12 protein-coding genes are annotated in these 11,781 nt (G+C 66.2%); all 12 read left to right on the forward strand.

Annotated elements, in window-relative coordinates; all coding sequences use genetic code 11:
• Positions 1-234 precede the first annotated feature (234 nt).
• The 12 genes from OHB41_RS51915 (at position 235) to OHB41_RS51965 (ending at position 11,225) form a co-directional block, all read left to right on the forward strand.
• A complete protein-coding gene (locus OHB41_RS51915) occupies positions 235-567 on the forward strand; it encodes a GntR family transcriptional regulator (protein WP_266709806.1) in 333 nt (110 codons plus the stop codon).
• A 153-nt stretch (positions 568-720) separates the two neighbouring features.
• Complete coding sequence (locus tag OHB41_RS51920) at positions 721-2,148, forward strand: helix-turn-helix domain-containing protein (protein ID WP_266709808.1); 1,428 nt, start codon at positions 721-723, stop codon at positions 2,146-2,148.
• Positions 2,149-2,169: 21 nt separating this feature from the next.
• Positions 2,170-2,853 carry a RibD family protein gene (locus OHB41_RS51925; RefSeq protein ID WP_266709810.1) on the forward strand — a complete coding sequence of 228 codons (684 nt, stop codon included), beginning with the start codon at positions 2,170-2,172 and terminating at the stop codon, positions 2,851-2,853.
• 99 nt (positions 2,854-2,952) lie between these two features.
• Positions 2,953-3,216, forward strand: coding sequence for a helix-turn-helix transcriptional regulator (locus tag OHB41_RS52495; RefSeq protein WP_353962930.1), 264 nt, complete (start codon positions 2,953-2,955; stop codon positions 3,214-3,216).
• Between the two features lie 262 nt (positions 3,217-3,478).
• A complete protein-coding gene (locus tag OHB41_RS51930) occupies positions 3,479-3,844 on the forward strand; it encodes a hypothetical protein (RefSeq protein WP_266709812.1) in 366 nt (121 codons plus the stop codon).
• Positions 3,841-4,956, forward strand: a complete 1,116-nt coding sequence (locus OHB41_RS51935) for a hypothetical protein (protein ID WP_266709814.1) — start codon at positions 3,841-3,843, stop codon at positions 4,954-4,956. The genes OHB41_RS51930 and OHB41_RS51935 overlap by 4 nt, the downstream gene beginning before the upstream one ends.
• Positions 4,957-5,030: 74 nt before the next feature.
• On the forward strand, positions 5,031-6,422 hold the full coding sequence (locus tag OHB41_RS51940) for a replicative DNA helicase (protein ID WP_266709816.1): 1,392 nt from the start codon (positions 5,031-5,033) through the stop codon (positions 6,420-6,422).
• Positions 6,423-6,442: 20 nt separating this feature from the next.
• Entirely contained in the window at positions 6,443-8,047 is a 1,605-nt protein-coding gene (locus tag OHB41_RS51945) for a helix-turn-helix domain-containing protein (protein ID WP_266709818.1), read from the forward strand.
• 98 nt (positions 8,048-8,145) lie between these two features.
• Positions 8,146-8,718, forward strand: a complete 573-nt coding sequence (locus OHB41_RS51950) for a transcriptional regulator (protein ID WP_266709820.1) — start codon at positions 8,146-8,148, stop codon at positions 8,716-8,718.
• A 208-nt stretch (positions 8,719-8,926) separates the two neighbouring features.
• A complete protein-coding gene (locus OHB41_RS51955) occupies positions 8,927-9,964 on the forward strand; it encodes a Shedu anti-phage system protein SduA domain-containing protein (RefSeq protein ID WP_266709822.1) in 1,038 nt (345 codons plus the stop codon).
• A 239-nt stretch (positions 9,965-10,203) separates the two neighbouring features.
• The gene (locus tag OHB41_RS51960; protein ID WP_266709824.1) at positions 10,204-10,665 is read left to right on the forward strand and encodes a PDDEXK family nuclease; all 462 of its coding nucleotides are present in this window, start codon (positions 10,204-10,206) and stop codon (positions 10,663-10,665) included.
• Between the two features lie 158 nt (positions 10,666-10,823).
• A complete protein-coding gene (locus tag OHB41_RS51965; RefSeq protein ID WP_266709826.1) occupies positions 10,824-11,225 on the forward strand; it encodes a hypothetical protein in 402 nt (133 codons plus the stop codon).
• Positions 11,226-11,781 lie beyond the last annotated feature (556 nt).

The following is an 11,781-nucleotide window of genomic DNA, read 5'->3' on the forward strand; positions in this document are numbered from 1 at the left end:
CGCCTCCGAAGAGGCGACACCTGCTGTTTTGCGGTGGTACTGGGGGACCGTGTCCGGCTCCCTCATCCGGCGCCGCCCACAGGGGCGGTTCCGCGTGGGGGAGTCAGATCCGAAGACCAGCCCACCTAATCGACATGGCTAACTTAGCTGATACAGTACGGGTTCTGTCAAGCGCCTGGTTGAGGAAGCTATGGAAGCTAGCTAAGACGAAGGGGTCGACCTACGATGTCGCTCATGAGCAACGAGGCTGTGCAGCCCTACCAGCGAATCGTTCAGGATGTCCGCGACAAGATTCGCTCCGGTCGCTGGACTGCCGGAACAAAGCTGCCGAGCACACGGGAGCTGGCAGAGGAGTATGGCGTCGCGGCCGGCACCGTCCAGCGGGCTCTGGCCGAGCTGCGCGTGGGTGGGCTCATCTACTCGCACCAGGGGCGCGGTTCCTTCGTCACGGACACGGCCGTTGAGACCAGTGAGGACTCCACTGCGCTCGCACTCAGGGCACTTGAGGAACAGGTCGCCGACCTCGCCGCCCGACTCGAACGAATCGAGAAGGGACGAAGCGGCTGACATCCTTCCTCGCGTCTCGTTGTGCATGCTCATCCCTCCTTGGCAGGTTCAACTTCATTAGCAAAGTTGTAGGCCCGACCATGGAGTTAGTTCTAGGTATGACATGTGTCCAGCAACTGGACACACCCATAGGAGACATGGAGGGGGATCAGCGTGGGGCAGAAGCCGAACGTTCTGACCCCGGAGGCATCGCCGCTGGATCGCTTCGGGTACACGGCTCGGGACCTGCGCGAGCGGCGTGGCCTCAGCTTGCGTGGCCTTGCGGAAGCCACCTTCTGCTCATACTCCAAGCTGTGGAAATGGGAGAACGCGAAGCGCGCACCCAAGTATCGCTCCGAGGTGGAGCAGTTAGACCGTGTCCTCAACGCTCACGGCCTGCTGATCGATTTATGGGAGCGCATCGACTCGGATGATTCCCCGCAGAGCCATGTGTCCGTTTCCGGACTCCATGTGTCCGAATCATCGGTGGACCTGGCCATGGCCGCATCCCAACAGGCAACGTCGGACGATGAGGGGATCTTTGTCCCCGCTCGTCTACGGGATGGATCGGTGGTTTTCGTGGCGCTGGATCGACGCGCGATGCTGCGCGGCGGGATGGGGCTCGGTGCGGCTGCTGCACTGGGCGGGGCGACACCAGCAGCCGCCAGTTCCCTTCCGAGCCTGACGCGGCCTGCACGGTCGGCTGCCGCCTACAGCGGCACGCCGGTGGAACACTTCCAGCGCGCGCGCCGTCTGCTGATCGACAACGACAATCTCCTAGGGCCTAGCCGTGCCATCGCTGCCGCACGCCAGCACATTGAGGACATCAAGCGTCTGCGCCAAGACGCAAAGGGCATAGACCGCCACGCCCTCATGGAGCTCCAGACTCAGTACGCGGAATTCGCCTCCTGGCTATACCAGGATTTGGGTGACTTCGACAGCGCACAGTTCTGGCTCGATCGAGCGTTCCAGTGGAGCCACACCGTCGGGGACATCGACCTGACCTCGTACGTGATGGCCCGCAAGGCGCAGCTCGCTGGTGAGATGCGCGACCTGGTCGACGTGGTCGACCTCGCCGAAGCTGCCCAGCGCATGGCACGTCCCCGCAGCCGATTGGCCGCCGTCGCTCGAACGTACGAATCGTATGGTCACGCGTTGCGCGGCGAGTCGGCCGACAGTGAGCGTGCCATCGATGACGTCCGCAACGCCCTCGATCGCGTCTCCGGCGACGCAACCCCGTGGGGCGTCTGGCTGAACGAGCAGTACGTCGAGGTGCACCGAGCGCAGAGCCTGGAGGTCCTGGGCAAACACTCACAGGCCGCAGAGGTCTTCACCAGCGCTATCAAGGCACTACCGGACGGCTACCACCGCGACCGAGGTGTCTACATGGCTCGGGCCGCTGTTGCTCACGCCGGGGCTGGCGCCCCCGAGGAAGCCGCCGCGGTCGGTATCCAGGCTCTGACCGTAGCCAACGACACGGGCTCCGGCCGGATCGTTCGTGAGCTCACACGTCTCGACAAAGCGCTGGTGCCTTGGCAACGCCAGCCCGAAGTCGCTGAGTTTCGCGCGCACTTCGACGGCCTACTCGCCCACGAATTCTGAGCAGATCGGATCACACCACCTATGAACACGCGTCCATATGTCATCCTCTCCGCTGCCATGTCCGTCGACGGCTACCTGGACGACGCCAGTCCCGAGCGGCTACGTCTGTCCAATGCCCCCGACTTCGATCGCGTTGACCAGGTCCGCGCAGAGTCCGACGCCATCCTGATCGGCGCGACGACCATGAGGAAGGACAACCCGCGCCTCCTGGTCAACAGTGAAGAACGCCGCGCTCAGCGCGTCGCTGATGGCAAGCCGGCCTACCCGCTCAAGGTCACGGTGACGCGCACCGGCGACCTGTCGGCCGACCTCAACTTCTGGCACCACGGCGGCGACAAGTTGGTCATCACCGTGGACGACGCAGTAGAAAAGGCTCGCGCCACGCTCGGAGACCTTGCCGACGTCGTCAGCGTCGGGCCGGACCTGGACTGGGGGCTGGCCCTCGATGAGCTCGGACGTCGCGGCATCAAGCAGCTGATGGTGGAGGGCGGCGGCACAATCCACACCCAGCTCATGGCGCAGGACCTCGCCGACGAAGTGCACCTGGCCATCGCCCCTCTACTGGTGGGTCAGCCGGAAGCGGCGCGCTTCCTTGGCGCCGCCGAATACCCGGGCGGATCGACCGCTCGGATGAAGGTGCTGGAGATCCGGGCGATCGACGACGTCGTCCTCGTCCGCTACGCCCCGAAAGATCGCACAGCGTGATCTGTTGCATCGTCTGACACGGAGTCAAATGCTGCGCTGTCACCTACAGCCGATCGCTTTCGTGTAGCGTTCAGGATGCTAGCCACTGAAGGGAGGCGTATGTCTACCACACAGGACCTTCCCGCGCCTGTTGAGTCCTTGCTGAACCGGGCCGTTGCTCTTCCAGCTCCTGCAGAGAGGGCTCGACTGCGGCTAGCCGGAAATCTGACGCAGGCCGAAGTGGCCGAAGCCCTCGGTGTGCATCGAGTCCAGGTTGCCCGATGGGAGACCGGTCGGGCGGAACCTCGACAGCCTCATCGGCAGACGTACGCTCGGCTCCTTGCCGGACTCGCCTCGAAGCTGGAGGGCAGCCACCGGGACTGACACCGCCCAAAACCTCTGTGAAACGCCGAAGCGGCCCCTCCGTCGCCACAACGGAAAGACCGCTTCCCAGCGTTCGACTCAGCCCTGACAAAGCTCTTGAGTCGTGAGCAGCGAGGTGACCTCGTCTGCCGGGTGATGCCCGTGGGCCCGTGGGCCCGCGTGGTCACCTATACCCAGAGTATGCGCAACAGATTGCGCAACGCCACTACTCCAGGGTTCTGCTAGGTCACACGCGCTGGTCGCGGCTCCCCTACCTGGGGAGATGACCCAGTTGCACAGCCAGCACAACCCGCTCGACTCGTCCGGGTCCGCTTTGCCGGACGACTTTGAGAATGCCGTCTTTGTCCGGGCGGATGAGCCTGACGAGCCGGATGGCATCAGGATCACGTACCCCGAGTTTCTGCTGTGCTCTCCGGTCCCGCTGCGCATGATGGTGCTCCTGCACTGGCGCCACCGTGAGAGGGCGGGAGGGCCGCGCACCGCGGAATCGATCTGGTCCACGCTCACCGGCTTGGGCGTGCTGAGCAGCGATGGCGAGTCGCCGCTGATGGTGGAGGAAGTGCGCCAGGCCGTGGACTTCCTGCTCGCTGAGCGTCTTGTTGCGCCGGCAGCGGATGGTGCGCTGTGACCGCAGCTGTCGAGCAGGTCAACGAGACGGGCGCCATCACCTACCGGGGTCCGGTGGCTGGTGTCCATGTCCACGCTCACATGGAGTTCGGCCCCTACGCGCTGACTGTGCCGCTGGACTCCAAGGTCGTCATCCAGCTGATGTTCATGCTGGCCGAACAGACCCGCCAGGGCCCCGACGCGGGACCGCTGCGGGTAACCCCCCAGACCGTGCTGGAACGCCTCAGGGAGCTCGGTGTGGTGTCGGGCAACGGTTCCCGGCTGGTGGGCCGGGACGCGGTCTACGACTCGTTCACGCGGCTGCAGGAGAAGGGCTACATCCGGCGGATCGAACCGCGGAATGAACGCGGACAGATGACCGGAATCACCTACGAGTTCTATGACTGGCCGTCCTGGAACCCGGATGCGCCGAAGTGGTCCGAATCCTCCGACTCACCGGTGTTTCCGCAGGTCAACTCCACTTCCGGCATTGCCGGATCCGGCATTGCCGGAAGTGGAGTAACCCAAATGGCCTCAAATGAGTCATCGCCGCAGGTCAGAACCACTTCCGGCATTGCCGGATCCGGCAATGCCGGATCCGGTAAAGCCGCACCGGCATCGCCGCAGGTCAGAACCACTTCCGGCAATGCCGGATCCCCCCCACACCCCCCGGAGGAGGTAACTACCTCCTCCCCCTACCCCCTCACGAACCCCGCGGGTCTCACGGGGTTGCCCTCACCACGGGAGGAGGGGGAGGGGGCTGACTCCTCTACGGAAGATCTGCGCGTTGCTGCGGATGTGCTGGAACTGCTGCCGGACCCCTGGACTCAGGGCCGGTTGAACGCGGGCAGGCTGGCGCCGAAGCTGCTTGAGGCGATGGCTGTACAGGGCTGGCCGACCATCCATGCGGTTGACCGGACGCTGCTCATGCGGCAGCTCACGAAGAACCCGCGCAACATCAGCAATCCGTACCGGCTGCTGGCCAGCGACCGGATCCCGAACCTGCCCCGCTACGCAGTGGTAGCGGCCGAAGCGGAAACCGCACGGCCGCCGGGCGCGACGTCAGACGGGATGTGCCCCAAGCACCCGAACTACCGGGCAGGGAATCGCTGCATTCCCTGCATCACGGCCTGACGCATGACGGGCCGGACCGAGGCAACGGTCCGACCCGTATCCCCTGCCCGATGCACGCGAACAGGAGATCCACAGTGTCCAGCACCCGGGACCTTCCCGCACAAAGCCGCTCCGCACCCGACGCCACCCCCGAACGCGGAGGTGTCGTCCAGGACCGCCAGGTCCTGCGCACGCCCCCGCACAATCTCGAAGCCGAGCAGGCCGTCCTTGGCACCCTGATGTCCAGCACCGGCGCCGCGGGACGCTACTTCGCAGAGACCCTGGAAACGGGCATCACCGCCGGGGAGTACTACCGGCCCGCCCACACGACGATCCACCGCGCCATCTGCGATCTGCACCAGAAAGGCGACGTGGTGGACCCCGTCACGGTCGCCGCACAGCTCACCGAGCGCGGGGAACTGTCCAAGGCCGGCGGAGCCGGGTACCTGCACGCCTGCGTCGAGGCCGTCCCCACCGTCGCGAACGGCGCCCACTACGCGGAGATCGTCCGGGCCAAGGCCTATCGGCGTGCGGCGATCGAGTCGGCTCAGAAGGTCCTGCAGTACGCCTACAGCGAGGAAGGCAGCGAGGACGACGTCCGCAGCCTTGTCGAGCGGGAGTTCACCGCGATCGTGGCCGGCATGCCGGGCCTGAACGCCGCGCCGCCCGTTGTCGATGACCTGTACCTGGACTTCGTGGCCGAACTGGAGGAGATCCAGGAAGGCCGGAAGATCGGCTTGTCCTACGGCATCAGCGACCTGGACGCGGTGACCTGCGGAATGCGCCCGGGGAACGTGACCGTGATCGCCGCCGCATCCGGCGTCGGAAAGTCGACCCTGGCCCTCAACGCCGCCGTCGCGGCCGCCAAAACCGGCGCCCAGGTGATGTTCTCCTCGCTGGAGATGAGCAGCACCGAACTGATGCAGAAGATCGCCGCCGCCGAAGGCAGGCTGGCCCTGCACCACCTCACCCAGCAGGGCGGCCTGAGCCCCGAAGGCTGGAAGGTGATCGAACGCCTTGGACGGGAGCTGTTCAGGACACTGCCGCTGCGCGTGTACCGGCCCGACAGCGCCGCTCTGCGCGACATCGAATCCGCGGCCCGCGCCTGCGTCCGCTCCGACGGCCTGGACATCCTGGTCGTGGACTACCTCCAGCTCGTGGAGATCGAAACGGCCCGCAGCATCACCCGGGAACAGGCCGTCGCCGCCGTCTCACGCGGACTCAAAAACCTGTCCGTGCAGCTTGAATGCCACGTCATCGCCCTCTCACAGCTCAACGAGGACGGCATGATGCGCGAGTCCAGGGCCATCAAGAACGACGCCTCCGTGGTGATCAAGATCGAGCGCCCCGACCTGGACGAACCCGAATCCCCCCGCGCCGGCGAAGTCGACCTCGTGATCGAGAAAAACCGGTTCGGCCCCCGGGCGACCGTCTCCGCAGCCGCACAGATGCACTACAGCCGCTTCGTCGACATGGCCCAGACGTGACCGGCCGGGAAGGACAGACGATGACGGACCGCACCGCGATCGACGCCCTGCTCGCCGCAGCCTCGCCCGACCGGGCGCCGTTGCCGCCCGCTGAGGAGCGCCGGCGGCTGCGCGAGGACCTCCACCTCTCGCGTGCCCAGCTGGCGGCCGCGCTGGGTGTCAGCGCGTCCACGGTCGGGGGATGGGAAGCCGGCCGGGAGCCGGGCGGTGAGCTGCGGGAGAAGTACGCGTACTTCCTCGAGGGAGCCGCCGCCAAGCTGAACGCCGCCGCAGCGACCACGGCCGCGCCCGACGACGCCCCAGCGCAGGAGCCGTCAGGAGCCGGCCAGCCCGACATCCTGGACGACGTCGACGAGCTGCCGGTGCCACAGGCGTGCGTGCTGTGCGGGCAGCCGGCCCGCCACCAGGTCGAAGGATTCGCTCAGCACCTCGACCCCGCCGACTGCGCAGCCACCGCACCCGCACCCGCCGCGGCCGCGCCGGAGGCAGACCTTGCCGCGCCCGGGCAGGCCGCGGACTCGAAGCCGGTCCGGGAGGGCCGGGCTGAGCCGCCGCAGCGGCCGGCGCAGCCCGCGCGCAGCGGACGGCAGGGCGGACGCGGTGGCGGCCGCGGGGTGAAGGTTGCGCCGGTAGGCCGCCGCGTGCAGGCCACCACGGACATCCCCGACCCGGTCGGATCCGCCGTGGCCGCCGCGCTCGAAGAACACGGCGGTGACGTGGAGGCAGCGACGGCCGCTCTGGTGAAACGGGCGATCCCGGACGCGATGGCCTTGCTCGACCACACCCGCAAGGGCGGCCGCTACGACATCGTCGCGCACCCGTGGCTGCCGGACATCCTGCGCAAGCAGACCGCACGCGGCGCCGACCAGGTCTGGGAGGCCCGACCCAAATGGACACGGGCCGAACTCCCGGCCGGCCAGCACGAGGTGACCGCGCTGGACATCAACGGTGCCTACCTGTCCGCCCTCAAGACCCACCTGCCGCTCGGACAGCTCGAACACAGCGAGGGCAAGCACCACGACAGGAAGCGCTCCGGCCTGCACCTGATCACCCCGCCGGTCTGGGAGCACGGCGCGGTCCTGCCCAACCCGGTCGGCCAGCGAGACGAACCCGGCCCGCTGTGGGTGACCGAGCCGACGCTGCGCCTGCTGCTGCGGGTGTCGGGGCCGAAGTACGGGCTGTGCGACCCGCCGGAGATCCACGAGTCGTGGACGTCCGGGGCGACGGAGGGCTTGCTGGAGAAGTTCCGCATCGCGCTCAAGGACGCCCGCGACCGGGCGATCGCCGACGACGACGCGGTGACGCTGGAGTACGTGAAGGCGATGTACTCCAAGTTCGTGTCCACGCTGGGGGAGTCGAACTACAACCGCGCGCTCTACCGCACCGACTGGATGCACCTGATCCGGGCGCAAGCGTTCGCCAACCTCTGGACGAAAGCGTTCAAGGCCTACGACGAGGGTCTGATGGTGGTCCGCGCGATGGGCACCGACGAACTGCACGTCATCGGCGACTGGCGGGCCGTCTTCCCGGAGGGCCGCGGCGTCACCGAGGTGAAGGTCAAGGACACCTACACCGTCGGCAGTGATCCCCAGCCGTCCGAGAACGCCCCTGACGGCCCCTCCTGAAGCCGATCACCCGCCCCGGCGTCAATTCCCCCGCCGGGGCGGCCCATCGGCCTCCACAAGCCCGTACAGTGATCCGCAGACTTTGAGGACCGGAGACCATGCCTGAGCGCAACATCGAGTTCGGGAAATACGGGGCCCAAGGCGTCAAGGGCCACGAGGCCGTCGCCCGGCAGCTGGACAGCCTCGCCGGCTACATCGCCACCCCGATCACGGCCCGGCGCGGGCTGAACGCCCGCCTCACGTACCTGACGCGCACTGCCCACGCCCGCGCCGCCGCGGCCGCCCTCGGCTTCACCCCCAGCAAGGCGCAGCTGCGGGACTGGCGCGACGGAAGCGTCACGCCGCGCCGCGCGACGCTGGAGAAGATCGAGCAGGTCTACCACGCCACGAGGCGCGAGAACGTCGCCCGCTACCTCCTCGCCCGCCTCAACCAGGACGGCCGCGGGACCCGGGTGGAAATCCACCCGCTCAACCAGTCCCAGGTCACACAGCCGCGCCAGCGCGAGGTCGGCATGCGGCACATGAACGTCCGCAACTGGGACCGCATCGTCACCGCGTGGGCGGCCGGCGCGGAGCAGGAGCTGGACGACGCGTGGGTGGAGCAGGTCATCGACCTCGGCTCACAGTGGGGCCAGTACGAATACGTCACCAACGTCGGCTTCGCAGCCTGATACGGCTCCACGAGCGTCGGCAGCGGACACTTGGGGCCGACGGGCGCGAGGAAGGGCCAGCACGCGCGTGCTGGCCCTTCCTCGCGCCCCGGCCATCGCCGGTGCCCTGGTCAGGGACGAGTGCTGTAGGCGCCAGGGGTAGTTCTGTGCGTGTGTCACTTTTGCGAAACCCTGAGCAGCGAGTGACGGTTTGGCTCACGATATGACCATGGATCAGGACGGCCCCATCTACTTCGATCGACGGCCTGCAGCGTCGGGCGCCCTGTCGTACGCAGACCGCATCACCATCAGGGACACGAGCCAGGTCTCTATCGAGGCCGTCCCGTATTTCATCCTCCACCGGAGCTCCGAGAACGAGCTGTCCATGAAGCTCATCCGGGTGGACAAGCGGTCCGGGGAGAAGTGTGAAATAACGCTGAACGACTCAGACCTTCGACAGCTCAAACAGTGCATAGTGCAGGCCTTGGCGGTGGCTGGGCAGGAGGAGGACGGCCAGTACCTCGTCCTGCGGGCCGACGAGCTGGCGCACACCGTTGAGTCCTCGGACGACGCAGTCCGTGCGGTGGGCGGGGCGCTCGACAGTCACAGGTTCGCGCGCAGAGTGGCCCAGCACGTTAACCCCGAATCGCTGGCATCCGCGTTCTCTGCCGTCGTTCGTATCGGGGAACTACGCGCGGCCATCACTGAGTTGCGCGAAAACTTGGATGACAGCGTGACGCGTGAGGATGTCTACCAGAAATGGTGTGACAAGCACTCCTGGGCGTTCGGCAACGCCTACGTGGCACGCGACAGCTGGAGAACCATCGGGATCGGCGACCAAGTGGATCTGCTCATGAAGTCCACGGCCAGCGGGTTTCGCGACATCTTCGAATTGAAGCGCCCCGACATGGAAGTCCTGAGCTACGACAACACGCACAAAAACTGGTACTGGGCCTCACAGACTTCCAAAGCGATCGGCCAATGCCATAGATACCTTGATACTTTTCATCGGGCGGCAGAACATGGAATTCAGCCCGACCACACAGAAATCATCGCCTACCACCCCCGAGCCGTCGTTGTGATCGGCCGTTCTCACACATGGGACCAACCCAAGATCAAAGCGCTGCACGGCCTGAACAGCAGAATGCATGGCATCACGGTCATGACCTACGACCAGCTGCTGGCACGGTGCTCCGTTCTCCTCGGACAAGTCCACAGCGAGCAGGCGGTAGAAACCCAGGAGTACAGCGAAGACCTTTCCGCCTGATGTGAGACGGTTGTTGGCGCCACGCCGAATGCCTCGGTCGCCCCGCCACCAGCGCATCCGCCCACAGACGCCGGTTCCACGTGTTCAGACAGCTGGATAGGCGACGGTGCGCCGAGCCATGCTGGGGAAGTACCGCACGCATTTGAAGGAGGTGGAGCAGGTGAGCGTTGCCACGGATCACACCGGGCCCTGGAGTATCGCCGATGTCCTGGCGCTGCCCGAGGACCGTACGACCCGCTATGAGCTGCTGGGAGAGTCGCCCGGGCAACAAGACGATGGACCGCAAGTTCAAGCCCCTGCCCCTGGTGATGTCGCCCGCTCCCGGAGTCCGCCACCAGCGGGCGTCCTTCCGGCTGCACGTCATCCTCGACGCCGCGGCCCGCGCGGCCGGCGCCCCTGTGGAAGTTTTCGAAGCCATCAACGTCACCCTGCCGTCCGGCCTGGTCGTCCCCGACCTAGTGGTCACCGACGCCGGCGCGACCGCCGAGGACACCGTCAGCGTGGACGCGGACGCGGTGCAGCTCGTCATCGAGCTCGTCTCCTTCTGGCGCATGGAGTTCGACCCCGCCCCGCGCCTGATCGTCAGCGAACTGCAGGGCGGCCGGTACATCGAAACCCTCACCGCTCTCGCCGGCACCACCACCCACATCGCTGCGCCGTTCCCGGTGGACATCGACCCGGCCGGCCTCGCCCGTCAGTAGAAGTCGCCCCACTGGCAGGACCGCCACCCCCCGCGAACGCGTTCACGGTTCGCAGCTCACACCCCGTTACTCGCCCCTGGCTGCCCGGCCACAACCATGCGTCAACCATGATGGGGTCGCGTGATCACGTGCAGAAGGGGAGGCGGGCAGTGACGTTGATGGACTTGGCGATCCGGCAGGCATTGCGCTCGACGTGCCGCTACCGGGTGGGCGCGGTATTGGCAGTCGGCAACCGAGTACTGGCCGCCGGGCCGAATCTGCGGCGCAACAACCCGAGGATCGACCTACGCCACGCTACGTTTCATGCCGAAGAGGTCGTGCTGCGCAAAGTGAGAACGATGACCCCAGGTGCTGAGATATTCGTTGCGCGCGTCAACCGTGAGGGTTTTCCCTTGATGGCGCAGCCGTGCCCCCGTTGCCAGGAAGCCCTGGCGAGAGCTGGAATACGGCGAGCTCACTACACCGTCGCCCATCGCACTGTAGACGATATGGATATTCCCGCCCTTCCTCATGGCCGGACTGTTTACAGTTTCCGACATGCCATCGGTATAAAGCGCTGAAGATTTACCGGAGCCGGTAATTACATATGTCCGCAAGCTGCACGGAGGGACACTTTTCCGGGGGAACACTGAGAATGTGAGCGACGTTTTAAATAGGCCCATCCTGATGCGGACGTAATTCCACCTGAGTCACAGTGAGTCCAATTATTGGAGGATGGAATGATGGTGAGTCTTGACTCCAGAATTCATCCAGTACCCAAAATGACGACTTCCTCAATCCAGACACTGGAGGGTGAGAGGTGCCTAGCCGTCATCCCAGAACCAAGCCAGCCTGAGAAGTGACGCACGCGGGTTGACCGGAACCGATCGAACCTTACCGGGAGTGACCATCCGTCAGGCGGTGCACCCCTGCGCCCCCTCCCCTCGCTGCTGCGTCTTTCCTGGCGGGCCCGGAGGGTCCGTCAGGTCCGGTACTGGACTGCGGAGCAGGCCGGTACCGGATGGGTCCCGGCGGGAGCCGGACCCGCCGTATCGCGGAGCGATAGGGCCGGCCGGAACGGAGTTCCGGCTCCGCGCGGAGCGCGGGAAGTGCCGCGTAGCGGCACCGCGTCGCGTC

The sequence above is a fragment of the Streptomyces sp. NBC_01571 genome, from assembly GCF_026339875.1.
Classification (GTDB): Bacteria; Actinomycetota; Actinomycetes; order Streptomycetales; family Streptomycetaceae; genus Streptomyces.

Bases quoted from the DNA above. Each gene is read 5' to 3' on its own strand.
- OHB41_RS51915 (WP_266709806.1), top strand. From the start codon at position 235: ATGAGCAACGAGGCTGTGCAGCCCTACCAGCGAATCGTTCAGGATGTC.
- OHB41_RS51925 (WP_266709810.1), top strand. From the start codon at position 2,170: ATGAACACGCGTCCATATGTCATCCTCTCCGCTGCCATGTCCGTCGAC.
- OHB41_RS52495 (WP_353962930.1), top strand. From the start codon at position 2,953: ATGTCTACCACACAGGACCTTCCCGCGCCTGTTGAGTCCTTGCTGAAC.
- OHB41_RS51930 (WP_266709812.1), top strand. From the start codon at position 3,479: ATGACCCAGTTGCACAGCCAGCACAACCCGCTCGACTCGTCCGGGTCC.
- OHB41_RS51945 (WP_266709818.1), top strand. From the start codon at position 6,443: ATGACGGACCGCACCGCGATCGACGCCCTGCTCGCCGCAGCCTCGCCC.
- OHB41_RS51950 (WP_266709820.1), top strand. From the start codon at position 8,146: ATGCCTGAGCGCAACATCGAGTTCGGGAAATACGGGGCCCAAGGCGTC.
- OHB41_RS51955 (WP_266709822.1), top strand. From the start codon at position 8,927: ATGGATCAGGACGGCCCCATCTACTTCGATCGACGGCCTGCAGCGTCG.
- OHB41_RS51960 (WP_266709824.1), top strand. From the start codon at position 10,204: ATGAGCTGCTGGGAGAGTCGCCCGGGCAACAAGACGATGGACCGCAAG.
- OHB41_RS51965 (WP_266709826.1), top strand. From the start codon at position 10,824: ATGGACTTGGCGATCCGGCAGGCATTGCGCTCGACGTGCCGCTACCGG.